Origin of the sequence: Polycladidibacter hongkongensis, from assembly GCF_001561995.1 — a bacterium.
GTDB lineage: Bacteria > Pseudomonadota > Alphaproteobacteria > Rhizobiales > Stappiaceae > Pseudovibrio > Pseudovibrio hongkongensis.
The window spans coordinates 97,245-122,579 of sequence record NZ_LLWC01000009.1 but is presented as its reverse complement, the minus strand read 5'-3'; the positions used below and the strand labels follow the sequence as shown (position 1 = coordinate 122,579).

Genomic DNA, 25,335 nt, shown 5'->3' with positions numbered 1-25,335 from the left:
ATATGCAAAGCACTTTCACTGAAAATCTGGAAACTTCACGGTTGCTCTTGCGCGCGCCTGAAGAGCGGGACATTTCCAGCTTCCATCAATATCTCTCCGACTACGCAGTCTCCAGCATGCTTGCCAATGTCCCGCATCCATTCACACTGGAAGATGCACGAAACGGTTACCTTGCCTCGCTGGAAGAACGTAAAAGCGGCGACACACTGCGCTGGGTGATTGATAATGGCTCGGGTATGATTGGCCTTATCGTGGCGAAGGAATTGAACAGCGGGAGCGCGCATCTGGGCTACTGGCTGGGACCGCCATTTCATGGCCTTGGTTACATGCGCGAAGCGCTGGCGCGCGTGCTTGCCTATTTGTTTGACGAGCGCGGCATGAAGAGCGCTTCGGCTTGTGTGTTCGTTGATAACGAACGCTCTGCCAATGTGTTGCTACGTGCAGGTTTCACTATTACAGGCAGCTGTGTCAGCCCTAGCCTTGCCAGAGGTGAGGAGAACCTGCCAGACCAGATATTCACGCTCACACGTTCCGAATATGAAGCCATTAAATTACAATAGCTTAGTATCATTTTGGAGGTTTATTTATGTTTCCGATTATTAAGACAAAACGCTTTATTCTACGCCCGTATGAGCCCGAGGATGTTCACCGCGCCCATGAATACTTGAGGGACTATGACATCTCGAAGATGCTCATTCCGGTCCCCTATCCTTACAGCCTTAAAGACGCGCAAGAGTGGATAGATTTTAATCTCAGCAGCGATCCTAGCGAGGCGCGTAACTGGGTTATTGACGATGGCAGTGGGCTGATTGGCACTGTTGGCGCACGCAATTTGAAGGGTAAGACCTCCTTTGGTTATTGGGTTGGCAAGCCGCATTGGGGCAAAGGCATTATGAGCGAGGCAAGCCGCGCCGTGGCGGCGCATCTGTTCGTCGAGATGGAGCTTCCCAAGCTGTATGCAGGCGCCTTTGAGGAGAACCCGACCTCGCAGCATTTGCTGGGTAAGCTCGGCTTTAAAGAAGTCGGACGGGAGCTTGCCCTGAGCGCGGCGCGCGGTGAAGAGCAAATCCCGCACATTCTCTACGAGCTACCACGCGAGGTGTTTTTGTCAGAAGTGCTTGACAGCACCGCCCGCTAGCTCTTTAACAGCCTGCAAGCGTGCCTTGCAGGCACTCCCCTATCTCGGCTTGGCCGCTTCCGCCCATTATGCCAGCTCGGCAAAATGGTCACCTGCTTAGGAGCGTGGCCCGCCGCAACACAGAACAAGACTTAAGAGACAACAATGAAATTCCTCGATCAGGCAAAGATCTTCGTAAAATCCGGCGACGGCGGAGCAGGTAGCGTCAGTTTTCGCCGTGAAAAATATGTGGCGGAAGGCGGCCCTGATGGCGGCGATGGTGGCCGTGGCGGCGATGTTTGGGTTGAATGTGTCAACGGGCTGAATACGCTGATAGACTATCGCTATGCCCAGCACTTTAAGGCCAAAATCGGCATGCATGGCATGGGCCGTAACCGCACAGGCGCAAAAGGCGATGATGTGGTGCTGCGTGTTCCGCAGGGTACCGAGATCCTCGAGGAAGACAATGAAACCGTTATCGCTGATCTGACAGAAGAGGGGCAGCGCCTCTTGTTGATGCGCGGTGGCAATGGCGGTTTTGGTAACGCCCACTTTAAAACATCGACCAACCAGGCACCGCGCCATGCCAACCCCGGCCAATCGGGCGAAGAAAAATGGATTTGGCTGCGTTTGAAGCTGATTGCGGATGCAGGTTTGGTGGGCCTGCCGAATGCTGGCAAATCGACCTTTCTTTCTGCGGTTTCTGCCGCCAAGCCCAAAATAGCCGATTACCCGTTTACGACCATTCACCCAAACCTTGGTGTTTGTGAAATTGATGGCCGTGGCTTTGTGCTAGCCGACATTCCGGGCCTTATTGAAGGGGCACACGAGGGCACCGGCCTTGGGGATCGCTTCCTTGGCCACGTGGAGCGTTGCCGCGTGTTGTTGCATCTGGTTGATGGTTCGGGCGAAGAAGATCCGGCAGACGCATATCGCACCATTCGCGCAGAGTTGGAGGCCTATGGCCACGGGCTCGACGAAAAGCCCGAGATTGTCTGTCTTTCAAAAGCTGATGCCCTCTCGCCAGAACTGAGAGAAGAGCGCTTTGCAGCGCTTGAGGCCGCTTGCGGGCAGAAGCCTTTGATAATTTCTTCTGCCTCAGGCGAAAATATCGATACAGCACAGCGGATGATTATTCGCGAGATTGATCGCGACAAGCAAGAAGAGGCCAACAGCGTGCCTTCTGCAAAAGATGAGGGGTGGGCGCCTTAATGATGCGCAAGCCAAGCGACTATTCCCGCATTTGCGTTAAAATCGGCTCCGCGTTGCTGGTGGGTGACACCGGCCTTAAGCGCGCATGGCTGGAAGCGCTCGCTGATGATTTGCAAGCGCTTAGCAAAGCTGGCAAAGAGGTGCTGGTGGTTTCATCTGGCTCAATTGCGCTGGGTCGGCGGGTGCTTGGCCTTGCCGATGGCCCGCTTAAGCTGGAACAAGCGCAAGCGGCGGCCTCTGTGGGGCAAATTGCGCTGGCACAGGCTTATCAGGAAATACTCGGCGCACGCGGTTTAACGGCAGGGCAAATTCTGTTGACCCTGCAAGATACCGAGGAGCGGCGCCGCTACCTGAACGCACGCGAAACCATGGGCACCTTACTGAAACTCGGCGCTGTGCCGATTATCAACGAGAATGACAGCGTTGCCACCAACGAAATCCGTTATGGTGACAATGACCGGCTTGGCGCGCGCGTGGCGACAATGGCCGGAGCCGATTTGCTGGTGCTGCTTTCGGATGTGGACGGGCTTTACACCGCAGCCCCGCAGAAGGATCCGAACGCCGTGTTCTTGCCGGAGGTGTTGCAGGTAACCCCGAAAATTGAAGCCATGGCGGGCAGCGCAGGAACAGCGATGTCGTCCGGTGGCATGAAAACCAAAGTGGATGCGGCAAAAATCGCGCAAGCTGGCGGCACCACCATGGTGATTGGATCTGGGCAAGTGATGCATCCGTTGCAAGCGCTGGAAGACGGCGCGCGCTGCACTTGGTTCCCGGCTGCAGATTGCCCGGCAAACGCCCGAAAAAAGTGGATCAGCGGCCACTTGAAGCCTACCGGAGCGCTGCATCTTGATGCGGGCGCGCTTAAAGCAGTGCAAGCAGGCAAGAGCCTGTTGCCAGCCGGTATCACGCGCTGCGAGGGCAGCTTTCGCCGCGGCGATGCTGTCCGGCTGGTGGATTGCCAAGGGCGCGAAGCCGGACGCGGCCTGGTGGCCTATGATATTGGTGAGGCCAGCCTTATCATCGGACGAAATTCAACAGAAATAGAAGTTATTCTTGGCCATTCTGGCCGCGCGGAGATGATGCATCGCGACGATCTGGTTTTAGATGCACATGCGGCCTCACTGGCGTAGTTAACCTCTTTGAGTTTATGGGTGAAAACAGCATGACAAGCGATATTAGCACTCTAATGAGAGACATGGGCCTAAAGGCCCGCGCGGCAGCAAAAACACTTGCCAATGCCAGCGCAGAACAGAAAAACAACGCCCTACAAAAAATGGCCGATGCCATCCGCACTGCAGCACCAACTATACTTGCGGCAAATGCCGAGGATGTTGCCGCGATGCAGGCAGGAGGACAAAGTGCAGCCTTTTTGGACCGTGGCACACTGAACGAGGAGCGAGTGGAAGCGATTGCAAGCGCACTGGAGAGCATCGCACTGCTTGAGGATCCCATTGGTGCGGTCATAAGCGAGTGGGAGCGACCTAATGGTCTACAAATTGCACGCGTACGTACCCCGCTTGGCGTGATTGGCGTTATCTATGAAAGCCGCCCGAATGTAACAGCTGATGCCGGTGCCTTGTGTCTGAAGGCTGGCAATGCAGTGTTGCTGCGCGGCGGCTCTGACACCATCCGCTCGAACAAGGCTATTCACGCTGCATTGCAAAGCGGGCTTGCCGAGGCAGGCTTGCCTGAGGATGCCATCCAGATTGTCCCTGTTGCAGATCGCAGTGCAGTTGGCGAAATGCTGAAGGGGCTTGATGGTAATCTTGATGTAATTGTGCCGCGCGGGGGCAAGAGCCTTGTTGCGCGTGTGCAAAGCGAAGCACGCGTACCTGTGTTTGCCCACCTTGAGGGGCTGGTGCATATCTTTGTCGATAAGGCTGCGGACTTGGAAAAAGCAGTAGAGATCGTTGTCAATGCAAAGATGAGGCGCACAGGCATTTGCGGTGCCTTGGAAACACTATTGGTGGATGAGGCGGTTGCGGCCACGCACCTTCGCCCCATTGTGGATGCCCTACAAGCCAAAGGCTGCGAAGTGCGCGGCGATGACGACGTGCAGGCGCTGTGTAGTGGCGTCAATGCAGCGAGCGAAGAAGATTGGTCTACCGAGTATCTGGACGCGATTCTTTCCGTTCGGCTTGTGGGCGGCTTGGATGAAGCAATCGCGCATATTGACCGCTACTCGTCCCACCACACTGATTGCATTATTACCGAAGATGCGCAGGCCGCACAGCGCTTCCTTGCAGAAGTGGATAGCGCGATCGTGCTGCACAATGCCTCGACACAATTTGCCGATGGTGGTGAATTTGGCATGGGTGCGGAGATCGGCATCGCCACTGGCCGTATGCACGCACGCGGGCCTGTTGGTGTAGAGCAGCTCACCAGTTTCAAATACCGCGTGCAGGGGAGTGGCCAGAGCCGCCCATGATTGCATCTGGTGGAAATGCAGCCGCTTTCACGCGTCTGCCCCATGCCGAGGCAGGGAATAGGATCGGCCTGTTTGGCGGGTCGTTTAATCCGCCTCACCCGGGGCACGTGATGGTTGCACATACGGCATTGCAACGTTTGCAGCTGGATCAGGTGTGGTGGCTGGTGACACCGGGCAATCCACTCAAGTCCCATGGCGGCCTTGCGCCGCTCGCCGAACGTGTGTCTGCCTGCGAAAAGCTGGCACAGCATCCGCAAATGAGGGTTTGCGCTGTCGAGGCACGCCTTGGCAGTGCCTACACGGCAGACACCGTGAAGCGGCTACAGGTTATGCGGCCTTCGCTTCAGTTTTGCTGGATTATGGGTGCCGATAATCTTGCCGGTTTCCACCGGTGGCAAGCGTGGCGAGAGATAATGGAGGCTGTTCCTGTTGCGGTGGTAAACCGACCAGGAGCCACCTTATCGCCGCTATTTTCGCCTATGGCTATACGCTATGGGCGTGCACGGTTGAAAGAGGCGAACGCCGCAGCTTTGCTGAAGCGCCCTGCTCCGAACTGGACGTTTTTGCATTGTCCGCTGAACGCGACTTCTTCTAGTTTCCTCAGGGACATAGCTGCACGCCATAAAGTTTCAGGGGCATAACACCAGCAGTTTCGCCTTGAAATATCTCAGTTCATGGCGTTATCCTGCTTGACGAGAGCGCGGAATCTGTGCATTGCAGAGTGCTTTCACAGCAGAAACTGCTTAACTTCAAACCATGGCGAGGGCTTTCAAGCTGACCATGACTACCGATATTGAAGGGACCGATCCTATCGAGCCGCTTCACCCGCACGCAAACGATGCTGATCGGACCGTGCTAGAAACCATCCTCAGCAGCCTTGAAGACTCCAAGGCAGAGGACATTGTCTCACTAGATCTTGCTGGCAAAACGTCGCTAACAGACTTTCTCGTCGTGGCTTCAGGCCGTTCGCATCGTCATGTCGGTGCTGTGGCAGACCACTTGCTCAGCGATCTCAAGGAAGCCGGTTATGGCTCTGCCCGCGTAGAAGGCTTGCCAAACTGTGATTGGGTTTTGGTTGATATTGGCGATGCAATCATCCATATCTTCCGCCCCGAAGTGCGCGAGTTCTACAACGTAGAGCGCATGTGGTCTACCGAGAACGACGGTCCGACACAGTATATAAGCTAGGGTGCTACGGGCGCGTGTGGCAACGCACTCTCCCGCCGCCTACGGTTTTGTTGCGCAGGCTGTGGCGCCCGCCATTGCTTGCCTGCGCTTTTTTTAGAGCTCCTATGAAGATTACCATTGCATGCGTTGGCAAAATGAAAGCCGGCGCAGAGCGTGAATTGTACCAGCGCTATATTGATCGCGCGCGGAAAGCTGGACGCGGCGTTGGCTTTACCGATGTAAAACTGCTGGAACTTATGGAGAGCCGCGCCGGGCGGAGCGCAGAGCGAAAAGCCGAAGAAGCCGCTGCGCTGCTGAAAGCTATGCCTAGTGGCGCCAAGCTAATTGTGCTTGATGAGCGCGGAAAAACGCCAAGTTCAAAAGATTTTGCGCAGAAGCTGGGCAGCTGGAGCGGTCAAGGCACTAGTGATGTGGTGTTAGCCATTGGTGGTGCAGATGGGCACGGGGGAGACCTACTTACCCGCGCCGACCTCAAACTCGCACTTGGTGCGATGACATGGCCTCACCAGATTGTGCGGATCCTGTGCGCGGAGCAAATATACCGCGCGATTACAATTCTAAGCGGCCATCCCTATCACCGCGAATGACCCAGTTGCATATGGGGGGTGCCATCGCTGGTGGTGTCGAGTGATCTGCCCGATTTATCGAGTGTGCAGGTTATGCGGCTGCGGTAATTCGAAAAACTATCAAACGACACAACATCAACCGGCTTTTCAAGCTGCACTGTTATCTGCATGTATTGTCCACCTTGGAGTGTACGAACTGCTAGCAACTGGCCTTTGAACTCTTGGTTGAGATAGGTTCCCGCAACACTCCGCCCGAGCTGTAAGGCCTGAGATTTCTGCTTCTGTACAGTGCCAGCAGCAGCACTGTTCCAATCCTTATAGCCATGTTGGCGCGCAGTAATTTCCAGTGACTGGGAGTGGCTGATCAGCTGATCTTTTTCTGCCAGCGCCGCACGCAAGGATTTTGCGTTATTCTTTAATTCTTGGAGCTTAGGTGCTTGGTTTTTTCGGGTTCTGGTCATTTCCATGCCTCTTTAAGACATCGCCAAAACTGTCAGTTGCTCACATTACCAGACACGCGATCTCTAAATTAAGCATGTTGGATGAACACGAGGGCACCTTCACCATGAGTTGTGAGCGGCGGGCGGCACCAGCCCAGACGAGCATTTGGTATCAGGTGTTGGCGCTAAGTGTCAAGTCGCTGCTGTGGCGCTTGTCTGATGCAATTTTTCGGTCAGCACACCATCTATTTGTGAAGTATGATACACGCCCCTTGTTCGCCGTAATTGCTGTATAAGACCTAATAAATGGATTTGTTGATTTGTGGTTGACACTTCCTTAACGCCCTGCCCCCATTATTTTCTCGGGTTTCATTTTGGGATATTACGGTCAATGACAGTTTCAACAGCGCGCAAATGCACCGGACGCTTCGGGCTATGCCTCATCGCGTTGCTGTTGGGGCTAGCGACCGCTGCACCTGAGGCCCGCGCTTCAGCAAAAAGCGATGCTGTTGCCAAAGAGCAGCAAGCGCTAGAACAAAAAAGGGCTCGGGAAGCAGAGCTGGAAGAGCTCAACCGCTCTATTACGCTTGGGCAAACGCGCCTGCAGGAGATAACTCGCGAAATTCGTGGGCTTGATCGCGACAGAGAAACTCTTAACAGTGAATTAATCCGTGCAGGTGAGCGCATGAAACGTCTGGAGAGCCAGCTGCTTGCCACCGAGGGGCGGTTGGCGCGCCACCGGGTGAACGAAGATGCCGTTCGCGTGTCACTTAACGAGCGACGGGATGTCCTTGCAGAGGTTTTGGGCGCGCTGCAGCGCATTGGTCATCGTCCGCCTCCTGCCCTTGCTGTTCGGCCTCAAGATGCGCTTTCCGCGGTGCGTAGCGCTATCCTACTCAATGCCGTTATGCCAGAAATCCGCGTAGAAGCAGAGGCTTTGGCTAGTGATTTGGCGGAGTTATCGCGATTGCGCGGCGAGATCGAAGCCGAGCGAAACCGTTACAAGCTTGGCGCAACACAACTGGCGGAAGAACAAACCAAAGTTAAACTATTACTTGAGAAAAAAAGGCAGGACCGCGAGCGCAGCGCGACACAGCTGGCCGCAGAAAAAGCCAAGGCAGAAGCGCTTGCCGCCAAAGCAACCTCTTTGAAAGAGTTACTTGCTACACTACAAAGTGAAATCTCCAGTGCCAAGCTGGCAGCGGAGGCTGCGAAAAAGGCGGAGGAGCAGCAGCTGATTAACCCCGCAGCGGGCGATCCCTTTTCTGATCCGGGGCGGCTTGCCCCCAAAGTCGCCTTCGCAAAAGCCAAGGGCTTGCTGCCGCTACCGCTTTCCGGCACGGTGGTGCAAGAGTTTGGTAGCGATGATGGATTTGGCGGGACAACCAAAGGTGCGCTGCTCATTTCGCGGCCCAAGGCGCAAGTCACCTCTCCTGCGGATGGCTGGGTGGCCTTTGCCGGAGAATACCGCTCCTACGGGCAGATGGTTATCCTGAATGTGGGTGATGACTATTTGCTGTTGTTGGCGGGGATGGATGAGATTGATGTAGAATTGGGTCAGTTTGTTCTGGCCGGAGAACCCATTGCCCGCATGGGCGAAAAACGACTAGCCAGTGCTGCGACTTTGAATATTAGCTCGGAGGCGCCAGTGCTCTATTTAGAATTTAGGAAAGACGGCAAGGCTATAGACCCGACCCCATGGTGGGCCAGTGCCGACAACAAAAAGGTTCGTGGATGATGAGAAATCTCATGCTTATGCTTGCAGGTGTGGCCCTTGGAGCACTTGCTGTTATCAGCACCAGCGAGCAACAGGTTCAGATCACTCAGCCGGCGATGGCTGCGCCAGCAGACACTTACAAGCAACTTAACCTGTTTGGTGATGTTTTCGAGCGTGTGCGGGCGGACTATGTTGAAGAGCCGACAGATTCCAAGCTGATCGAAGCCGCAATCAACGGCATGCTGACAGATCTGGACCCACATTCCAGCTACTTGCCGCCTGAGAACTTCAAGGACATGCAGGTGCAGACCCGTGGCGAGTTTGGCGGGCTCGGCATTGAAGTGACTATGGAAGATGGCTTGGTCAAGGTTGTCGCGCCGATTGACGATACACCCGCCTACAAGGCAGGCGTGCAAGCGGGCGATCTTATCACCCACCTTGATGGCGAGCAGGTCATGGGCCTGACGCTGAACGACGCAGTTAAGAAGATGCGCGGTCCAGTTGATACCGACATCGAGATCACTGTGCGTCGCAAAGGCGCGAATGAGCCGCTAAAAATCACCATCACGCGCGACATTATCAAGATCCGCTCGGTCCGTTGGAACTCTGAGGAAGATGTTGGTTATATTCGCATCACTCAGTTTAACGAACAAACCCAAGTGGGCATAGAAAAAGCCATCAGCGAACTGGAAAAGGAAATCGGCAAGGACAAGCTTAAGGGTTTTGTTCTGGATTTGCGGAATAATCCTGGTGGCCTGCTAGATCAAGCCATTGCGGTATCCGATGATTTCCTTAATCGCGGCGAGATTGTCTCCACCCGAGGGCGCGACCCAGAAGAAACCCAGCGCTACAATGCACGCAATGGCGATCTGAGTGATGGGCTACCAATCATTGTGTTGGTAAATGGCGGTTCGGCTTCTGCTTCCGAAATTGTTGCCGGTGCGTTGCAAGATCATCGCCGGGCCACCATTCTTGGGACACGCACGTTCGGCAAGGGGTCGGTACAAACCATCATCCCACTTGGCGCAAATGGCGCAATTCGTCTAACAACCGCGCGCTACTACACCCCATCAGGCACGTCGATCCAAGCAAAAGGCATTAAGCCGGATATCCGTGTGCTGCAGGAGTTGCCTGAGGAGCTAAAGGGCGCATTGGTTGAAACCAAGGGTGAGGCAGGCCTGCGCGGTCACCTAGAGGGCGATCAGGAAGATGAGGATGGCTCCGGTAGTCAAGCCTACGTGCCGCGTGATAAGACCAAAGACACGCAGCTCAATATGGCCTTGGATCTGCTTCGCGGCACAAAGACCGATGAAGCGTTTCCGCCGGTAGACGAAAACCGCGCATCCAAGTAAGACAATAGCTGGAACAGGGCGCTTGCCGTGCCCTGTTCAATTCGCCTTACGGGGCGCTTTTCTTGACGTTTTTGGGGGCAACATGGCTGGGAGCGACTTAACCGCACCTCTAGGCCTTGATAAGGGCAAGCGACTGTTTCGGCTGCCTTACGGGCTGATCGGTATCGCCGTTATTACGCTGTTGGTGACCACTGGCGCAATCTGGGTATCGGTGGTAGATGATCCATTTGGTGGGGAGCCAAGTGCAGAGGTTGCGCTTTCGCAGCATTTGGATGGCATTTCCCAAAAGGATATCGGCGTTGTTGACATGGATATGGCGCAAGCAGATGGCGCAGATCCAAAGGCGCAAGCGACTGAAGCTGCCAACACATTTACTGCGCCAGCATCCTTGCCGAGTGCCCCTATTCCTGCTTTGGCCGAAGCAGGCCGTTATGGTCTTCTCCCGCAGATAGGCGAGGATGGAACGCGGCCGGTAGATGCCTATGCCCGGCCAGTTTCACCGCTTGCAGCCCGTCAAGCGCGTGTGGCCATTGTTTTGTCCGGCGTTGGTCAAAGCGAAGCGGTGTCAAATATGGCTATCGCAGATTTGCCTGCCGACATTACTCTTGCGCTCTCCCCTTATGGCGATGACCTTATCACTTGGATGAAACAGGCGCGCGACGCGGGGCACGAACTGCTTATGCAAGCGCCGCTAGAGCCGTTTGACTATCCCAACAACGATCCGGGGCCACATAGCCTGTTGATTGGCGCATCGGCAGCCGACAATCTGGATAAGTTGGAGTGGGTTCTGGCACAATCAACCAACTATGTTGGCATTGTTAATGCCATGGGTGGCAGGTTTATGGCCAAGCAAAAACCGATGGAAGATTTGCTGGCCGCGTTGCGCGCTCGCGGCTTGATGTTTATGGATGATGGCAGCGCGGCGACATCGATCGCTTCCAAAGCCGCCAAGAACTTCAAGTTGCCGTTTGCAAAGGCTGATCTGGTGGTTGATTCCAAGCTTTCTAGTGAGGCTATCACCGCGCAGCTCATGGAGCTGGAGAGCATTGCGCGCCGCCGCGGATATGCAGTCGCCTCGGCGACAGCATTTCCGCTGACAGTGCGAGAATTAGCCAAGTGGAGTGAGGGGCTCGAAGCACGCGGGCTCGCATTGGTGCCAGTCAGCGCTTTAGCAACCGACCCTAATATTGCAGTGAAATCCCAATGATAGATTTGAGTTTGTATCGTCCCTGCGTGGGGATCATGTTGATCAACAACTCCGGTAAAGTGTGGATTGGCAAACGGTTTGGCGACAAGACCCCTGTTGATGATGCCTTCGCCTGGCAAATGCCGCAGGGAGGGATTGACGAAGGTGAGGATGCGCAAGCAGCTGCACTGCGCGAACTTTTTGAAGAAACCTCTGTTCGCTCCGTCGAGATCCTTGGGCAGAATTCTGGCTGGTTTAGCTATGATTTTCCGCCGGAGGTGCAGTTTAACAGCAAGCGTGGCCGCTACAAGGGACAGAAACAACGCTGGTTTGCCATGCGGTTTACCGGTGCCGACAGCGAGATTAACATCCTGACCCCACCTGATGGGCACGCGCAAGAATTCAGCGAATGGCGATGGGTGGACGCGGACGAGGTGCCCAAACTCATTGTGCCGTTTAAACGAGAAGTCTACCAACAAGTTATTGCTGCGTTTTCGCAGCATACTGCCTAGGCTGTGGCCTGCTGCCACTCTGCCAGAACTGCTGCATCCTGTTCAAATGGTGCATTAGCGAGCTGAAGGCTGCGCAAAGTTTGTGCATCACACAGGCGCGAGAGTGCCCATACAGCTGCACCACGCACAACGGCGTCTGGTTCGCCCAGCTTGCTTGTTACTTGGGGAATGAGGCTGGCATCCTCGCTGTTACCTGCTGCAATTAAGCAATTGCGAATGAAGCGGTTGCGGCCAATGCGCTTTATGGGCGAGCCGGAGAAGAACTTGCGAAACGTCGCATCATCAAAGCTTAGAAATTGTTGCAGCGGCGGGCGCACCAGATCGGTGCGGGCTTGCAGCTTCATTTCCTTGGCGGATTGGGCAAATTTATTCCATGGGCATGCTGCAAGGCAATCATCGCAACCATAGATACGATTGCCCATTGCGGCGCGAAATTCATGGGCGATTGGCCCAGCGTGCTCGATCGTCAGGTAAGAGATGCAACGGCGTGCATCCAGCTGATAAGGTGCAGGGAAGGCATTGGTCGGGCACGCCTCCAAGCACCGCCAACACTTGCCACAATGATCTATTTCTGCCGTATCTTCTGGCAGCTCGGCGCTGGTGAAAATCGTGCCCAGAAAGAACCAGCTGCCCAGTTCTCTTGAAACAAGGTTGGTGTGTTTGCCCTGCCAGCCCGTGCCCGCCAGTTGGGCGATGGGCTTTTCCATGACCGGCGCTGTATCTACAAAAACTTTGACATCCTCACCACCACGCGAGGCTAGCAAGGACGCCACCTCTTTCAGCTTGCCTTTGATGAGGTCATGATAATCGCGATTGCGAGCATAGACCGAAATATTGCCGCTTGATTTGTGCTGAAGATCAGGGCGCGGATCCTCATCAGGGCCGTAATTCATAGCAAGAACGACAATACTGCGGACTTCATTCCAGAGATTTTGCGGGTGAGAGCGGCGCTCCAAGGTCTCGGGCATCCATAGCATCGATCCATGATAGCCTGCCGCCACGTATTGGCGCAGACGGTCGCCAGCCACACTGCCGATATCAGCGGAAGTGACACGGACAAGATCGAATCCCAGCGCTTTTGCGCGCTTGGAAACTTCGTCCTTCAGCTTTTGACCCTTGGTTTTCTGCACTGTTGCCCTTTCTGCTGAGAATCAGCAGGGCTTAGCAAGTTACCCGCTAAAAATCTAGATCAGCATATGTTGGCGAGGGTGGCATACCCAAGACTTTGTCTGTGAGAATCGGGCGGAAGCTCGGGCGGGATTTGATCTTTGCGTACCAGCCTCTCACTGACTCCGCATTTTGCCAGAGGATTTCACCCAAGTAATCGGCGCAGGATATGTGCGCAGCTGCAGCTAGATCAGCAAATGACATGGTGTCCCCCGCCAACCAACGTCGCGTTTCAGCCAGATAGCCCATGAAGCGCAAGTGATTACGCAAATTCGTGCGCGCGGCCCGCAGGGCCTCGGAATTGGGAGCACCGCCGCCATCAGAATGACGCATCTCCTGCTTATAGATCCGCTCATAAACCAGATATCGGGAGACCTCATCCTCAAACTTGTGCAGGAACCAGTCCACCAAACGACGAACCTCTGCCCGCTGACGCGGGTGATCTGGCAGCAATCGCCGATCCGCGCGGGAATACCCCCATGTTTCATCGAGGTATTCCATGATAGTTGTGGCACCGCACACAGGCTTGCCATCATTCTCCAGTAAAACAGGAAGAGTACCAGCCGGATTGAGCATCAAAAACTCGCGGCGGCGCACCCAAGGAAGCTCAACGATGCACTCGAACGGGATGCCATATTCACTAAGAATAAGACGCGTAAAACGAGATGCCGGAGAAAACGGGTGATGGTATAGCTTGAGCATGACACACCGATAGCAGGAACCAGTAACCAAATAGTTGTTTTTTAACCATAACGTGGCGAATTCATGTCTCTTAATTCACCTGGGTAAAAAAAGCGAAAAGACGCGCGCAAGTTTTTGATGCAAACGGGATAATTATGACAAGCGAAACAATTGTGGGAGCGGTGCTGCTGGGCATCATCGAGGGGTTAACCGAGTTTTTGCCGGTTTCCTCCACAGGCCATCTGCTGCTCATTGGGCATTTTCTCGGGTTTGAAAGCACCGGACGTACATTTGAGGTCTTGATACAACTGGGAGCGATCCTTGCGATTCTCTCTGTCTACTTTGGTCGGCTGTGGCAAATTGCGATAACCCTTGGCAGTGAGCCGCGTTCACGCCATCTAACGGCGGGTGTACTGCTGGCTTTTTTGCCTGCAGCTGTTATTGGCGTATTGGCGCACGGGTTTATCAAGAGCGTTCTATTTGAAACTCCCATGCTTGTTTGTGTGGTGCTGGTGCTGGGTGGGTTTGTGATGCTGTGGGTGGACAAGCGAAAGGCTAGCCCCCTCTACACCGATATCGCAGATTACCCGCTAGGGCTTTGCATAAAAATTGGCTTCTGCCAGTGTCTTGCTATGGTGCCCGGCGTATCGCGCAGCGGCGCGACCATTGTAGGCGCTCTGTTGATGGGAACAGACAAGCGCTCTGCGGCAGAGTTTTCGTTCTTCTTGGCCATGCCGACAATGGCAGGGGCCTTCGCCTACGACCTTTACAAGAACATCGACGTACTAAGCAGCGATGATGCAACGCTCATTGCCATTGGGTTTGTTATGTCGTTCCTGGCTGGCGTATTTGTGGTGCGCAGCTTTCTCGACTTTGTTAGCCGCCATGGCTTTGCGCTGTTCGCCTATTGGCGAATTATTGTCGGCGGGGTTGGCATGGCAGCGCTGCTGGTATTTGGCTAGCTTGCCCTGCCTCACGCAGCGCACAAAAGGCCGCGTGCTCCAATGCATCGCGGCCGTTGTCATTTTATTCAGCGTCAACCTGATCTGGGCGACGTACGTCAAATTGCCCATGGGGCATATATTGCTCAAGGTATGACGGCAGGATCGCCTCTAAAGAGTGTGGCGCAATGCCCAAATCGGCGAGTGTGCGCCCTTCTGTTTTAGCGGCCTCGCTAACGACGTTGTCCTGCTTTAACAAATTGATCTGATCCACTGTCAGTAGTGGATTTGGCAAGATCTGCAAGACGCGCGCTTTCAACCGGGCAATGCCAAATGGTATGGTGACGAGTAAACGTTTGCGCTTGATCTGGCGACACAACAACTCTAGGCACTGGCGGAAAGTGCGTACCTGAGGGCCGCCCAGTTCGTAGGTAGTGCCCGGCTTTGCCCGGCCTTCAACCGCCGCCATCACGGCTGCGGCGACATCTCCAACGAAAACGGGTTGCAGCTTTGTGTGACCGCCTCCGATTAGCGGTAGTGCAGGCGAGACCATCGCCATGCGGCCGAATCGATTGAAGAAATCATCTTCTGGACCAAAAATGATGGAGGGACGCAAAATTATGCTTTCTGGAAGGGTTGCCAGTACGGCTTGCTCGCCTGCGGCCTTTGTGCGGCCGTACTCCGCAGCGCTGTCGGCATCAGCTCCAATTGCAGACACATGGATGAACTGACCAACACCAGCTGTTTTCGCCGCTTCAGCAACCGCTTTCGGCCCTTCGGCCTGCACAGCTGCAAAGCTTTGCTTGCCGGTTTCGAACAGGATGCCCACCAGATTAATCGCGATATCCGCCCCTTTTAATGCTGCTGCAATAGACTGAGGATTGCGCAGATTTGCTTGAACAGGCATGATCTGTCCGGGATTGCCTAGTGGCTGCAGGTGCTCTGCCAGATCAGGCCGGCGTACAGCTGCCCTAACCCGATAGCCCTTTTGCGCCAATGCGCGCACCACGTGGCGCCCGACAAATCCGGAAGCGCCAAACACAACGACAAGCTTGCCGGATTGTGTAGTAGACATGCCTAAGTTTCCTCTATGCTATGGCGGTGAAACCGCTGTTGACTTGCCAGCCTCAAAGCAAGGTCGGTCCTCACCGTCCTTCAGGGTGCATTCTTGCCCCTGCCAAACCTGGGTTGTTTGTCATAAACCTATAACTGCAAGCGCCGCGAAATAACAGCCCAACGCTACGACCTTTGCTTGCTCTCCTGCAATGAAACTTGCACCAACAATCATGAATAACATCCTGTTTTATCCATGTTTTTCCGAGCTAATAAGGCGCATTGTGGATTAATTGCCAAAGTTTTTTTATGGGCAATTGACTTTGCTAGCGCGCACGCTTAGAACCCCACCTCACAGATGAAGTGACCAAACTTCCTCTGTGATGTAGAGCGCTTGCTCTAAAAATTCGAGAGATGTGCCCAGGTGGCGGAACTGGTAGACGCGCTAGCTTCAGGTGCTAGTGCCCTTACGGGCGTGGAGGTTCGAGTCCTCTCCTGGGCACCATTCTCGTTTCATTGCGACTTCCCAAAAGATTTTGCGAATGATACGGGCTTTCGATTTTAGTCAATGCCAAATAGCACGGCCTGCAAGCATCTATTAAATGAGAATATGTGCCCAGATGGCGGAACTGGTAGACGCGCTAGCTTCAGGTGCTAGTGCCCTTACGGGCGTGGAGGTTCGAGTCCTCTTCTGGGCACCATTCTCAATTTACCTTCCCTAGAAATTATCAAATATGTATCGTGTGCAAGCCACTGCTTGCAATTGGCGCGTGAGCCTGTAGTTTTGCCACAATTCGATTTACTTTCGCTTGTGGAGCGCCTTCCCCATGACTATTCGCTATCATCTGCACGATTTGCCGGATCTTTCTGCCTATAAAGACGCCAAGGCTGTGGCTGTCGATACAGAAACACTCGGCCTGAACCCGCATCGTGACCGCCTGTGCGTGGTGCAACTTTCTGCGGGAGATGGCAGTGCAGATGTGGTGCAAATTGCAAAAGGTCAGAGCGAGGCTCCCAATCTTAAGGCTTTGTTTGAAGCGCAGGATAAACCCAAGATCTTTCATTTTGCCCGGTTTGATGTCGCAGTCCTGAAGAAGTATCTAGACATCGATGTTAGCCCGGTTTGGTGCACGAAAATCGCTTCTAAACTATGTCGCACCTACACTGATCGGCATGGCTTGAAAGATATTTGCCGGGAGCTGTTGTCCGTCGACCTTTCCAAGCAGCAGCAAAGCTCTGATTGGGCCGCGGACAAGCTGAGCGATGCGCAACTGGCCTATGCAGCCTCCGACGTGCTGCACCTGCATGCACTGCGCGATAAACTGACCTTTATGCTCGAACGCGAGGACAGGTTGGCCATGGCGCAGGCCTGCTTTGATTTCTTGCCCGTGCGGGCACAGCTTGATCTTGCTGGCTGGCCGGAAAACGATATTTTCGCCCATTCGTAATATGAAATTACGCGCTCTGTTTTAGGGGGCATTGCGTCCCCTTTTTCGTTATTTTGCCATGATATAAAGCTAGAAGGCTGGACATATCCGCTAGATTAGCTAAGCACAAAGCAGGATAGCGACATTCCAAGGCCTAAAGATAGGCTTATGGCGGGATGAGACGAAGGCTTTTACACGACCCAATGAACGAGCATAGTGCCCCCCCTCCCCTCTATGGGATGAGCGCAGAAGAGCGTAACGTGTTTGAACGCGCGAAAAAGGCAGCGTGGCGGCATTCTCTTTTTGTCCGTGTATTAAAGGTGCTGCTGCCGCTTGCCGGGGTGGTGACCGCGATTGGCGTGGTCGGGTTTATTTTCCTGCAAAACGTGCTAGCCAACTTCAATATTGGAGAGCTTAGCTTAACCACGGACGGATTGGTTATGTCCAATCCCCATTTGACCGGGAATGACGGCGAGCGTTCTTATTCGGTGAAGGCAAACCGTGCTATTCAACGTATTACTAATCCCCAGATTATTGATTTGGAAGGCATCAGTGCCAATCTGGTTCTCGATCGCGAGCAAAGCGCGACTGTTACTGCCAAAGAGGGCACTTACAATGCACAGGATGAAACGCTAAGCCTGCGACTGGGGGTAAAGATATCCTACAGCCAAGGTTATTCGGCCTTTTTTGAATATCTCGATATTGATATGAATACGGGCAGGTTTGTCACGCAAGACAAAGTCGCTATCCAATCTGACGGCGGGTATATTGATGCGGGCAACATGGCATTTGACCAGAAAAAGAGCGTGCTTAAATTTTCAAACGGGGTGCAGATGAAGCTGTTCCCTTCCATGCTTGAGGACAAGAAATGATTGGCTTGAAGAAGTTTTCTGCGGCAACTAGTCTGCTTGCGCTATTGGTGTTTTGTGGCGCGGCGGCGGCACAGGAGACTTTTTCCGATGCCTTTGCCGGATTTGGTTCCAACTCCAATGAGCCTATTGAGATTGAGGCAAAGGACCTTGAGGTTCGCGACAAGGAAAAAAGTGCGATTTTCTCTGGCAATGTCGTGGTTGTACAAGGCACATCCAAACTAAAGTCAAACCGCTTAGTGGTTTATTATAGCGGTTCGCTAGAAGGCGGTGAAGGGCCTCAGCAGTCCATTTCACGCTTGGAGGCTTCTGGTGATGTGCTGATCTCTGCTGATGACCAGATTGCAACCGGTGACAATGCCAGCTTTGACATGGAAAAAGAGTTCATGGTGATGACCGGCAAGAAAGTCGTTTTAAGCCAAGGCGATAATGTCATTGTCGGCAAGAAAATCACCGTGAACCTTAAAAGTGGTAAGGTAAATATGGATGCCTCCAAGAGTGGACGGGTGAAGCTGTTGCTCCAGCCAAACTCCATGAAAAAGAACTAGGAACGCCGCTTTGTCCCATTCACACCTGCCGCACTCACAAAATGCTCAAGCGCCTATGCAAACCCGAGGGCATGTACGTGTTGCAGCTCCCGCCGGCGAAGCCCGCCTTGTCGTGGAAGGTATCGGCAAAAGCTATAAGCGCCGACAGGTTGTAAAGCATGTAAGCTTAAGTGTGCGACGCGGCGAGGCTGTTGGCCTGCTGGGACCGAACGGGGCTGGAAAAACGACCTGCTTTTACATGATCACTGGCTTGATCCGCCCAGACCATGGCGCAATCCGGCTTGATGGTTTTGACATGACCCGGTTGCCAATGTACCGACGCGCGCGTCTGGGGATTGGATATCTGCCACAAGAGGCATCTATTTTCCGCGGACTGTCTGTTGAGGAAAATATTCGCGCCGTTTTAGAAGTGGTGGAACCGAACCGCAAGAAGCGTGAGCACGAGTTGGATTCGCTGCTAAATGAGTTTGGCGTCACCCACCTGCGCAAATCACCCAGTATTGCGCTTTCCGGTGGTGAGCGGCGGCGTGTGGAGATCGCCCGTGCGCTAGCGAGCCGCCCCTCCTTTATGTTGCTAGATGAACCTTTTGCTGGAATTGACCCTATTGCGGTTGGTGATATTCAACAGCTGGTGCGGCACCTGACACAACGCGGGATCGGCGTACTCATTACAGATCACAATGTGCGTGAAACACTGGGTCTTATTGATCGCGCATACATCATCGCTGCTGGCGAAGTTCTGACTGAAGGCTCTCCTGAGGGGATTGTTGCAAACCCGGATGTGCGCCGCCTTTATCTTGGTGAGCAATTTACCTTGTAAACCAGTGGTTCTTACCGCAAATTTCCACTAGAATGGCGCTGGATTTATATAGCCCGCTGCAATTGCCATGGAGAAAACAAGCTAGAGATGGTGCTCGCCCCGAAGTTAGTTGTCAAACAAAGCCAGCAATTGGCGCTGACACCGCAACTTATGCAGTCCATCAAGCTGTTGCAGTTTTCGTCCCTCGACCTTAGCGCCTATGTGGAAGGTGAGCTGGAACGCAACCCATTTCTTGAAAGAGATGATGGGGAACAGTCCTCCGCACAAGCGGATGCGTCGTCGCGCAATGATGCTAGTGAACATGGCGAGGATGGGTTTGACCGCGATTTGGTGATGAGCCAGATGGAGACCTCACAAGAAGGGCTGGCCAGCCAACTGGATGCTGACCTTTCCAGCGTGTTTACCGAGGAGCGCTCACAAGAACAGCTGGAAGCGCGCTCTGCCAGCAAAGAAGAGCAATGGCAACTGCCAAGCCACGGCATTACCGGCACTGAGAGTGACTATAATCTTGAAGCGTTTGTTGCATCTAATGCCACGCTTGCAGATTATGTCATGGAGCAAGCCGCTTTAGCGCTGCCGGAACCGGTGGATCAGATGATTGCCCAGCACCTGATTGGCTTCCTTGAAGTGACCGGTTATCTGCAGTTTGACGAGATTGAAGTGGCCGAGCTGCTCGGAACTTCGCCCGCGCACGTTTTGCAGGTACTTGCAGTGTTGCAAAGCCTCGAGCCTAGTGGCGTATGCGCACGCTCCCTTAAGGAATGCCTCAGTATTCAACTGCGAGAAAAAGATCGCTTTGACCCCGCGATGCAGGCGCTAGTGGAGAATATCGAGCTTCTGGCCAAACACAAACTCGCAAAACTACAGCAATTGTGCGGCGTAGATCAGGATGATCTGGCGGATATGGTGCGCGAAGTGCGCGACTTGAACCCAAAGCCAGGAAATGCTTTTGGCGGGGAACCAGTTCAGGCTATTGTCCCGGACGCTGTCGTAAAGGAAGCTCCTGATGGCGGCTGGCAGGTGGAGCTGAACACCGATGCCCTACCTAAAGTTCTGGTTAACCAAACCTACTATTCAACCTTGAATAGTAGCAGTCATGACAGGAAGGATGCCGCCTTTTTTACAGATAGTATTCAAACTGCAAACTGGCTGGTGAAAGCATTAGAGCAACGTGCTCATACTATCCTCAAAGTCGCCACTGAAATTGTGCGCCAACAGGATGGTTTTTTTGCCAAGGGCGTGCAGCACCTGCGACCACTTAATCTCAAGGCCGTTGCAGAAGCTATCGAGATGCACGAAAGCACCGTAAGCCGCGTGACTTCTAACAAATATGTTGCCACACCGCGCGGTATTTTTGAGTTAAAATACTTTTTCACCTCCGCAATCGCCTCCTCTGAAGGAGGAGAAGCGCACTCTGCCGAGGCTGTTCGTCACAAGATAAAAACGCTTATAGATGCCGAGGACCCGAAGAAGATCCTATCTGACGATGCCTTAGTGAAGGCTCTCAAACTTGAGGGTATGGACATCGCGCGCCGGACGGTTGCCAAATACCGCGAGGCCATGAACATTCCAAGTTCAGTGCAACGTAGACGCGTCAAGAACAGTGCATTAACTAACTGATATTGCTTAGAACTTATGGTTAGGTTGAGTTTGGCACACTAGCGCGGCTAGTTAAAAACAGCATGGTTGCAGTTTGTCCGCGGCATGTTGGCGAAACCTAAAAGCGATGCTTTCTGCCGCGTTAGAGCCGTGCTATAGTCGAGGCATGGACAATCATTTATGGTTGTTCTGGTTGCCTGAATACGTCCTATAACAAAATATGAGGTTCCCATGACAATTCAAATTTCTGGGCGAAATGTAGACATCGGCGATGCTACCCGCACCCATATTGAGAACCGGATTTCTGAGGCGTTAGAAAAATATTATCCTGGCGCATTTACAGGACATGTTACAATTGGACGTGAAGGAGGCGGTTTTCGCTCAGAATGCATTTTACACCTGAGCACCGGCGTTGTTTTACAGGTTTCCGGCGACAATTCTGATGCTCGTCAAAGTTTTGATATTGCTGCTGAACGTATCGAAAAACGCCTGCGCCGCTATAAACGCAAGCTGAAAGCACATCATAGTACTCCAAATGGTATTGCGTTTGAGGACGTAAACTCTTACGTTCTCGCGGACCCGGAAGCAGAGGAAGAAGTTCCTGCAGATTACAACCCTGTCGTAGTTGCAGAAACGAAAGCCAAGGTTAAAACGCTCACTGTCGGCATGGCAGTGATGGAACTGGACCTCAGCGAAGCTCCTGTGGTGGTTTTCCGCAATGCTGGCAGCGGAGCCGTAAACGTTGTATACCGACGCGATGACGGCAATGTCGGCTGGATTGACCCAGGCATGAACGGTGCCGAGGCTTCTGCCTAAACCCAAGACTTAGAGTCTTGTAAGATACAAAGCCGGTGTACACCGGCTTTGTGATTTTTTATGGGACAACGGATCAAAGATGGATCTGAACGAACTAATTCGCCCGGAAGGCATAATTGCCAACCTGAAAGCGACAAGTAAAAAACAGGTGCTTCAGGAACTTGCTGGGCGTGCTGCAGCAATTTGCGGTCAGAGCGAGCGCGATATCTTCGACACGCTGCTGCAGCGAGAGCGGCTTGGCTCCACAGGTGTTGGTAGTGGCATCGCGATCCCCCACGGCAAGATGGTGAATCTGGATAGCCTTTACGGCCTGTTTGCACGCCTTGAGAAGCCAATCGAGTTTGAAAGCCTTGACGACCAGCCAGTTGATCTTGTGTTCACTTTGCTTGCCCCAGAGGGCGCAGGCGCGGATCATTTGAAAGCGCTGGCGCGGATCGCACGATTGCTACGCAACAGCGATGTCGCAGAAAAACTGCGCGCAACTACCGATGCGGATGCGATTTATGCGCTCATTACGCAGCCAGCTGTCGCGCCGTCGTAGGTTTGAGCAACCCTTTCCGCCCGCCGTGGCTTGGAAGAGAGAATTTTAACAAAAACCCGCCAGCTGTCGCAGGCGGGTTTTTTAGTACATACAAAAGACCCTCAAACAGCAACCTTGAATGAGGGCGGCTCTTAGGACCGGAGTCATGTGGCTGAAGCCACAGCCTTCGTTGATTTGTGACTGTCGAACGAGCGCTTGCTAATGCAGGCTTAGTGCCTGAAGGTCATGCTCAAAAGCTTCGGCCAAAGCAGCTGGCTTATTGTCTGTCAAAATTAGCGGCGTTCCATCTGCCGAGACCAGCGCCCAGTTTGGCAGCTCGACACCTTCCAGCTCAGCGTCTGGAAACAGAGTCACAACATCCTTGTGGCTCATTTCACGAATATACGAGAGCTTGCCAACACCATAGTCTGTAAACAGCTCTTCAGAGGCAAAGTGACATTGCTGGGATGGGTGACGGGGCATGCACAGCTTTCTGTGTTTTGTTATTCCAAGAGGATCGGAGATACCCGAGTCCGTTTGCCGGGTAAATGGCTGCTGGCCAGTTACACCCGCTGCTTGATTTAGATGGTGAATCCTTTCTTAAAATTCACAGGAGCTATGCTAAGCATCTATAGCAAAAGAAAAACCCGCTCCTTCATGGAGCGGGTTGTTAACTAGTCGGCTGAATTAATCTCGATACGCCGGACGATCCTTTCCGGCTCAGGTCGCGCCAAGTCAATTGACAAAAGACCATCACGAAGATCAGCACCGAGGATTTCGATCCCTTCCGCAAGCACAAAAGCTCTTTGAAACTGGCGGGCCGCAATACCGCGATGCAGGTACTGACGTTCCTTGTCATCTTGTTGGCGTCCGCGAATGACGAGCTGGCTTTCCTCAACAGAGACATCGAGTTGATCACGGGTAAACCCTGCGACAGCGAGCGTTATGCGGATGACATCGCCGCCTTTTGCTGCGGCGGGAATTCGCTCGATGTTGTAAGGCGGGTAGCCATCACTGGCGGCTTTGCTTACCCGGTCCATCACTCTTTCAATATCATCAAAGCCCAGCATGAACGGGCTTGAAAACGCAGATACGCGCGTCATGGTCAAAGTCCTTTCCGAAGCGACCTTGGACGGGCCCATAGTGTGGCACCCGTTGCGGCGTTTACACCGCTATTCCTCCAGAATATGGCGATTATCCGCGCCGGTTTCAAGCTGGGCACAGATGATGCGCCCAGCTTCGCATTATTACTGTGGAGAGAGGGCCGCAAAGCGTTCTGCAAGACCTTCAAATTTTTCTAACTGATCCTGTTTAAGACTGCCGTCTTCTTCACGACCAATGAAGATTTTGAGGTAGCAATCACCTTTGGTGTTAAGCAGCATCAAACATGCCGTCTCTTTGCCAAAGAACTGGCGTCGCAGCAGACCGATTTCTGCACATGCGTCCGCTTTTATATGCCCACTAAACCCGTTTGTGCTCTTTAGGTTGTAGAAGCCGCGTGCGGTACTACCCTCTGGAAACGACGTCGCCACTTCGTAGATCATATCAGGCGTTGAGCAAATAATCCGCATTGTCCCCCAGCTGGGCAGCTCTTGCATCAACTCTAAAAAATGCTCACCTTTGGCTGCGCGGTATAGGCCGCTTGGTAGGCAGTGCAACACATCCCGCATACTGGCTTGATGTTCCTCAGCGAGTGTTTCAAGAAAAGCATCTGGTTTCTCAGCAAGTATTTCTTTCAGTTTTGAGGATTTTTCACTCATATTCCGTCCTTTGGTTAATGCAGACTCAAACGGCAATCGCCTGTTTTGCTAGATAGCTGCGAAATGCAGTTTTCATAGCCATCAGCAAGGTGCTATGCCAAAAACAACCTGCCATGGTTAGCTCTGCCTGATTGTTGCTGGTTATTAGGCCGACTTGCCGCCAGTTATCAAGCAAGGGTTGTATGTATTTAGAATAACCATCCCCTGCTGGGTGGCTTTCTTCAATTTTGGCTAGATCAACACGCATGCGCTCAATTGCCGCTGCGATGGCGTTATTGACTGGTGCAAATTTGTTGACTTCTGTGAGCCGGGCCATTGGCTTTTGTCCATCTGCCAGTTTTTCGTAGTAGGTCTTCAAGTTGCGGTCGAGCGAATAGGATTGCCCGTTTAATGTTCCGCCTGCACCTGATCCAAATGCTAATGTGTGTGCGCCAGACTTTATCAGTCTGTTGTAGAGGTTACGCTCACGCGTAGAGGCCCCCCAATGGCTGCTACTCAGCTGCCTCCAGCCCAGTTCACGCAGCGTTTTCCAGCCTTCACCATACATTGCCGCTTGACGCGGTAGATCAGCAGCGCTTTCACATGCACCTTTCTTCACCGCAAGGTCGAGCGGCGTTCCCGGAAACACAGAGAGGGCATAGAGATCAACACCGTCAAGCTCAAGAGATGCGACTGTTTCCAAATCGCGCCGCCAGATCTGATCGTCTTGGTAAGGCAGGCCAAGCATTAAATCGCAAACCACTGCCGCCTGGTTCCGGCTAGTTAATTGATGAAAAAACTCGACAGCGCGTTCACCAGATACTTTCCGACCCATTCGGCGACGTGTTTTGTCATCAAATGATTGCACGCCAATTGAAAATCTATTGGCGCCAGCTTCCAAGCAAGCTGTGATTTTTTCCTCATCAAAATGGTAGATACGCCCTTCAATGGTGATTTCACAATCAGGTGCCAAAGGGTAGAGGCCCCGAATCTCACGGATTATTCTTGCAAGATCGTCAGCTTCAAGCGCAGTTGGCGTACCACCACCAAAATATACAGCGTTTATAGGTGCAGATTGTGCGTGTTTGCCATCTGCCTCCAACCGCAATTCACTAATTAGTGCGTCCGTATAGGTTTTAGATAAGGTGCGATCCCATTTATTGATGTAAAAGCCACAAAAGAGGCAGTGGTTTGCGCAAAAAGGCACGTGTAGGTACATCACAGATGGGCCTATACGCTCTTTTTGTGTTAGCGCTTTCCAGCGTATTCTCATGTGCTCTTGCGGAACCGGCAAGGCAGAGGCGCCGGGCATATGGCCTATGCGTTTATCAAAAGCATCTGTGAGAGGGTTGCCGTCTGTGGAGGCATAAAATTCTTCAAGTTGCAGCACACGTTTTACTCAAGCCAATTTGCAAATGGCTGGCTAAACGTGACACC

28 protein-coding genes and 2 tRNA genes are annotated in these 25,335 nt (G+C 53.2%); 22 read left to right on the top strand and 8 right to left on the bottom strand.

All coding sequences use genetic code 11. The features are described from left to right. Nucleotides 1-2: 2 nt before the first annotated feature. The 8 genes from AYK82_RS03875 (at nucleotide 3) to rlmH (ending at nucleotide 6,532) form a co-directional block, all read left to right on the top strand. Nucleotides 3-560, top strand: a complete 558-nt coding sequence (locus AYK82_RS03875) for a GNAT family N-acetyltransferase (RefSeq protein ID WP_068311556.1) — start codon at nucleotides 3-5, stop codon at nucleotides 558-560. 26 nt (nucleotides 561-586) lie between these two features. Next, complete coding sequence (locus AYK82_RS03870; RefSeq protein WP_068311554.1) at nucleotides 587-1,138, top strand: GNAT family N-acetyltransferase; 552 nt, start codon at nucleotides 587-589, stop codon at nucleotides 1,136-1,138. 144 nt (nucleotides 1,139-1,282) lie between these two features. Next, a complete protein-coding gene (gene obgE, locus AYK82_RS03865; RefSeq protein WP_068311551.1) occupies nucleotides 1,283-2,329 on the top strand; it encodes a GTPase ObgE in 1,047 nt (348 codons plus the stop codon). Further along, a complete protein-coding gene (proB, locus tag AYK82_RS03860; RefSeq protein WP_068311549.1) occupies nucleotides 2,329-3,459 on the top strand; it encodes a glutamate 5-kinase in 1,131 nt (376 codons plus the stop codon). Before obgE ends, proB begins: the two co-directional genes overlap by 1 nt. Before the next feature lie 32 nt (nucleotides 3,460-3,491). Then, nucleotides 3,492-4,757, top strand: a complete 1,266-nt coding sequence (locus tag AYK82_RS03855; protein WP_244265709.1) for a glutamate-5-semialdehyde dehydrogenase — start codon at nucleotides 3,492-3,494, stop codon at nucleotides 4,755-4,757. Further along, entirely contained in the window at nucleotides 4,754-5,398 is a 645-nt protein-coding gene (locus tag AYK82_RS03850) for a nicotinate-nucleotide adenylyltransferase (protein WP_068311545.1), read from the top strand. The genes AYK82_RS03855 and AYK82_RS03850 overlap by 4 nt, the downstream gene beginning before the upstream one ends. 139 nt (nucleotides 5,399-5,537) lie before the next feature. Continuing rightward, complete coding sequence (gene rsfS / locus AYK82_RS03845; protein ID WP_082733747.1) at nucleotides 5,538-5,945, top strand: ribosome silencing factor; 408 nt, start codon at nucleotides 5,538-5,540, stop codon at nucleotides 5,943-5,945. Nucleotides 5,946-6,049: 104 nt separating this feature from the next. Further along, entirely contained in the window at nucleotides 6,050-6,532 is a 483-nt protein-coding gene (gene rlmH / locus AYK82_RS03840) for a 23S rRNA (pseudouridine(1915)-N(3))-methyltransferase RlmH (protein WP_068311543.1), read from the top strand. Here rlmH and AYK82_RS03835 read toward each other — a convergent pair. Continuing rightward, the gene (locus AYK82_RS03835) at nucleotides 6,520-6,972 is read right to left on the bottom strand and encodes a glyoxalase superfamily protein (protein WP_068311541.1); all 453 of its coding nucleotides are present in this window, start codon (nucleotides 6,970-6,972) and stop codon (nucleotides 6,520-6,522) included. The genes rlmH and AYK82_RS03835 overlap by 13 nt on opposite strands. Nucleotides 6,973-7,342: 370 nt before the next feature. On the opposite strand from AYK82_RS03835, the gene AYK82_RS03830 reads away from it, so the two are divergent. The 4 genes from AYK82_RS03830 (at nucleotide 7,343) to AYK82_RS03815 (ending at nucleotide 11,718) form a co-directional block, all read left to right on the top strand. Then, a complete protein-coding gene (locus AYK82_RS03830; protein WP_068311539.1) occupies nucleotides 7,343-8,689 on the top strand; it encodes a murein hydrolase activator EnvC family protein in 1,347 nt (448 codons plus the stop codon). Then, a complete protein-coding gene (locus tag AYK82_RS03825) occupies nucleotides 8,686-10,020 on the top strand; it encodes a S41 family peptidase (protein ID WP_068311537.1) in 1,335 nt (444 codons plus the stop codon). The genes AYK82_RS03830 and AYK82_RS03825 overlap by 4 nt, the downstream gene beginning before the upstream one ends. A gap of 82 nt (nucleotides 10,021-10,102) precedes the next feature. Next, the gene (locus AYK82_RS03820) at nucleotides 10,103-11,227 is read left to right on the top strand and encodes a divergent polysaccharide deacetylase family protein (protein ID WP_068311535.1); all 1,125 of its coding nucleotides are present in this window, start codon (nucleotides 10,103-10,105) and stop codon (nucleotides 11,225-11,227) included. Continuing rightward, a complete protein-coding gene (locus tag AYK82_RS03815) occupies nucleotides 11,224-11,718 on the top strand; it encodes an RNA pyrophosphohydrolase (protein WP_068311532.1) in 495 nt (164 codons plus the stop codon). The genes AYK82_RS03820 and AYK82_RS03815 overlap by 4 nt, the downstream gene beginning before the upstream one ends. Here the strand turns inward: AYK82_RS03815 and queG are convergent. Then, entirely contained in the window at nucleotides 11,715-12,848 is a 1,134-nt protein-coding gene (gene queG, locus AYK82_RS03810; protein WP_068311530.1) for a tRNA epoxyqueuosine(34) reductase QueG, read from the bottom strand. The two genes, AYK82_RS03815 and queG, sit on opposite strands and share 4 nt — an antisense overlap. Before the next feature lie 46 nt (nucleotides 12,849-12,894). Then, nucleotides 12,895-13,587 carry a glutathione S-transferase family protein gene (locus tag AYK82_RS03805; RefSeq protein WP_068311528.1) on the bottom strand — a complete coding sequence of 231 codons (693 nt, stop codon included), beginning with the start codon at nucleotides 13,585-13,587 and terminating at the stop codon, nucleotides 12,895-12,897. 134 nt (nucleotides 13,588-13,721) lie between these two features. On the opposite strand from AYK82_RS03805, the gene AYK82_RS03800 reads away from it, so the two are divergent. Continuing rightward, the gene (locus AYK82_RS03800; protein ID WP_068311526.1) at nucleotides 13,722-14,528 is read left to right on the top strand and encodes an undecaprenyl-diphosphate phosphatase; all 807 of its coding nucleotides are present in this window, start codon (nucleotides 13,722-13,724) and stop codon (nucleotides 14,526-14,528) included. A gap of 64 nt (nucleotides 14,529-14,592) precedes the next feature. On the opposite strand, the gene AYK82_RS03795 is transcribed toward AYK82_RS03800, so the two are convergent. Further along, nucleotides 14,593-15,582: a complex I NDUFA9 subunit family protein gene (locus AYK82_RS03795; protein WP_068311524.1), complete on the bottom strand. Its 990-nt coding sequence runs from the start codon at nucleotides 15,580-15,582 to the stop codon at nucleotides 14,593-14,595. Between the two features lie 396 nt (nucleotides 15,583-15,978). Between AYK82_RS03795 and AYK82_RS03790 the strand changes: the two genes are divergently transcribed. The 9 genes from AYK82_RS03790 to ptsN all read left to right on the top strand — a co-directional run bounded on the left by AYK82_RS03790 (nucleotide 15,979) and on the right by ptsN (nucleotide 22,180). After that, nucleotides 15,979-16,065: transfer RNA gene (locus AYK82_RS03790), tRNA-Leu, on the top strand. Between the two features lie 109 nt (nucleotides 16,066-16,174). After that, nucleotides 16,175-16,261: transfer RNA gene (locus AYK82_RS03785), tRNA-Leu, on the top strand. 126 nt (nucleotides 16,262-16,387) lie between these two features. Continuing rightward, nucleotides 16,388-17,008 (top strand): ribonuclease D, encoded by a 621-nt coding sequence (locus AYK82_RS03780; protein WP_068311522.1) that lies wholly within the window; start codon nucleotides 16,388-16,390, stop codon nucleotides 17,006-17,008. Nucleotides 17,009-17,247: 239 nt separating this feature from the next. Next, complete coding sequence (gene lptC / locus AYK82_RS03775; RefSeq protein ID WP_208976371.1) at nucleotides 17,248-17,859, top strand: LPS export ABC transporter periplasmic protein LptC; 612 nt, start codon at nucleotides 17,248-17,250, stop codon at nucleotides 17,857-17,859. Then, a complete protein-coding gene (lptA, locus tag AYK82_RS03770) occupies nucleotides 17,856-18,404 on the top strand; it encodes a lipopolysaccharide transport periplasmic protein LptA (RefSeq protein WP_068311518.1) in 549 nt (182 codons plus the stop codon). The genes lptC and lptA overlap by 4 nt, the downstream gene beginning before the upstream one ends. A 55-nt stretch (nucleotides 18,405-18,459) precedes the next feature. Beyond that, entirely contained in the window at nucleotides 18,460-19,224 is a 765-nt protein-coding gene (gene lptB, locus AYK82_RS03765) for an LPS export ABC transporter ATP-binding protein (RefSeq protein ID WP_068311516.1), read from the top strand. Nucleotides 19,225-19,311: 87 nt separating this feature from the next. Then, a complete protein-coding gene (gene rpoN, locus AYK82_RS03760; protein ID WP_068311514.1) occupies nucleotides 19,312-20,844 on the top strand; it encodes an RNA polymerase factor sigma-54 in 1,533 nt (510 codons plus the stop codon). A gap of 210 nt (nucleotides 20,845-21,054) precedes the next feature. After that, nucleotides 21,055-21,639, top strand: a complete 585-nt coding sequence (gene hpf / locus AYK82_RS03755; RefSeq protein ID WP_068311512.1) for a ribosome hibernation-promoting factor, HPF/YfiA family — start codon at nucleotides 21,055-21,057, stop codon at nucleotides 21,637-21,639. Nucleotides 21,640-21,718: 79 nt separating this feature from the next. Next, on the top strand, nucleotides 21,719-22,180 hold the full coding sequence (gene ptsN / locus AYK82_RS03750; RefSeq protein WP_068311510.1) for a PTS IIA-like nitrogen regulatory protein PtsN: 462 nt from the start codon (nucleotides 21,719-21,721) through the stop codon (nucleotides 22,178-22,180). A 198-nt stretch (nucleotides 22,181-22,378) separates the two neighbouring features. Here ptsN and AYK82_RS03745 read toward each other — a convergent pair whose 3' ends face one another. The 4 genes from AYK82_RS03745 to hutW all read right to left on the bottom strand — a co-directional run bounded on the left by AYK82_RS03745 (nucleotide 22,379) and on the right by hutW (nucleotide 25,288). Continuing rightward, nucleotides 22,379-22,642, bottom strand: a complete 264-nt coding sequence (locus tag AYK82_RS03745) for a BQ00720 family protein (protein ID WP_068311508.1) — start codon at nucleotides 22,640-22,642, stop codon at nucleotides 22,379-22,381. 191 nt (nucleotides 22,643-22,833) lie between these two features. After that, entirely contained in the window at nucleotides 22,834-23,262 is a 429-nt protein-coding gene (locus AYK82_RS03740; protein WP_068311506.1) for an Hsp20 family protein, read from the bottom strand. Nucleotides 23,263-23,406: 144 nt separating this feature from the next. Further along, on the bottom strand, nucleotides 23,407-23,919 hold the full coding sequence (hutX, locus tag AYK82_RS03735) for a heme utilization cystosolic carrier protein HutX (protein ID WP_068311504.1): 513 nt from the start codon (nucleotides 23,917-23,919) through the stop codon (nucleotides 23,407-23,409). 25 nt (nucleotides 23,920-23,944) lie between these two features. After that, complete coding sequence (hutW, locus tag AYK82_RS03730) at nucleotides 23,945-25,288, bottom strand: heme anaerobic degradation radical SAM methyltransferase ChuW/HutW (RefSeq protein WP_068311503.1); 1,344 nt, start codon at nucleotides 25,286-25,288, stop codon at nucleotides 23,945-23,947. Between the last annotated feature and the right edge of the window lie 47 nt (nucleotides 25,289-25,335).

Coding starts and splice junctions, on each gene's coding strand:
- AYK82_RS03825 (WP_068311537.1), top strand. CDS start 8,686: ATGATGAGAAATCTCATGCTTATGCTTGCAGGTGTGGCCCTTGGAGCA.
- AYK82_RS03745 (WP_068311508.1), bottom strand. CDS start 22,642: ATGCCCCGTCACCCATCCCAGCAATGTCACTTTGCCTCTGAAGAGCTG.
- AYK82_RS03815 (WP_068311532.1), top strand. CDS start 11,224: ATGATAGATTTGAGTTTGTATCGTCCCTGCGTGGGGATCATGTTGATC.
- AYK82_RS03875 (WP_068311556.1), top strand. CDS start 3: ATGCAAAGCACTTTCACTGAAAATCTGGAAACTTCACGGTTGCTCTTG.
- AYK82_RS03820 (WP_068311535.1), top strand. CDS start 10,103: ATGGCTGGGAGCGACTTAACCGCACCTCTAGGCCTTGATAAGGGCAAG.
- AYK82_RS03800 (WP_068311526.1), top strand. CDS start 13,722: ATGACAAGCGAAACAATTGTGGGAGCGGTGCTGCTGGGCATCATCGAG.
- proB (WP_068311549.1), top strand. CDS start 2,329: ATGATGCGCAAGCCAAGCGACTATTCCCGCATTTGCGTTAAAATCGGC.
- rsfS (WP_082733747.1), top strand. CDS start 5,538: ATGACTACCGATATTGAAGGGACCGATCCTATCGAGCCGCTTCACCCG.
- rlmH (WP_068311543.1), top strand. CDS start 6,050: ATGAAGATTACCATTGCATGCGTTGGCAAAATGAAAGCCGGCGCAGAG.
- obgE (WP_068311551.1), top strand. CDS start 1,283: ATGAAATTCCTCGATCAGGCAAAGATCTTCGTAAAATCCGGCGACGGC.
- ptsN (WP_068311510.1), top strand. CDS start 21,719: ATGGATCTGAACGAACTAATTCGCCCGGAAGGCATAATTGCCAACCTG.
- AYK82_RS03855 (WP_244265709.1), top strand. CDS start 3,492: ATGACAAGCGATATTAGCACTCTAATGAGAGACATGGGCCTAAAGGCC.
- AYK82_RS03850 (WP_068311545.1), top strand. CDS start 4,754: ATGATTGCATCTGGTGGAAATGCAGCCGCTTTCACGCGTCTGCCCCAT.
- AYK82_RS03740 (WP_068311506.1), bottom strand. CDS start 23,262: ATGACGCGCGTATCTGCGTTTTCAAGCCCGTTCATGCTGGGCTTTGAT.
- AYK82_RS03805 (WP_068311528.1), bottom strand. CDS start 13,587: ATGCTCAAGCTATACCATCACCCGTTTTCTCCGGCATCTCGTTTTACG.
- AYK82_RS03830 (WP_068311539.1), top strand. CDS start 7,343: ATGACAGTTTCAACAGCGCGCAAATGCACCGGACGCTTCGGGCTATGC.
- hutX (WP_068311504.1), bottom strand. CDS start 23,919: ATGAGTGAAAAATCCTCAAAACTGAAAGAAATACTTGCTGAGAAACCA.
- AYK82_RS03835 (WP_068311541.1), bottom strand. CDS start 6,972: ATGACCAGAACCCGAAAAAACCAAGCACCTAAGCTCCAAGAATTAAAG.
- AYK82_RS03795 (WP_068311524.1), bottom strand. CDS start 15,582: ATGTCTACTACACAATCCGGCAAGCTTGTCGTTGTGTTTGGCGCTTCC.
- hpf (WP_068311512.1), top strand. CDS start 21,055: ATGACAATTCAAATTTCTGGGCGAAATGTAGACATCGGCGATGCTACC.
- AYK82_RS03870 (WP_068311554.1), top strand. CDS start 587: ATGTTTCCGATTATTAAGACAAAACGCTTTATTCTACGCCCGTATGAG.
- AYK82_RS03780 (WP_068311522.1), top strand. CDS start 16,388: ATGACTATTCGCTATCATCTGCACGATTTGCCGGATCTTTCTGCCTAT.
- rpoN (WP_068311514.1), top strand. CDS start 19,312: ATGGTGCTCGCCCCGAAGTTAGTTGTCAAACAAAGCCAGCAATTGGCG.
- lptB (WP_068311516.1), top strand. CDS start 18,460: ATGCAAACCCGAGGGCATGTACGTGTTGCAGCTCCCGCCGGCGAAGCC.
- lptA (WP_068311518.1), top strand. CDS start 17,856: ATGATTGGCTTGAAGAAGTTTTCTGCGGCAACTAGTCTGCTTGCGCTA.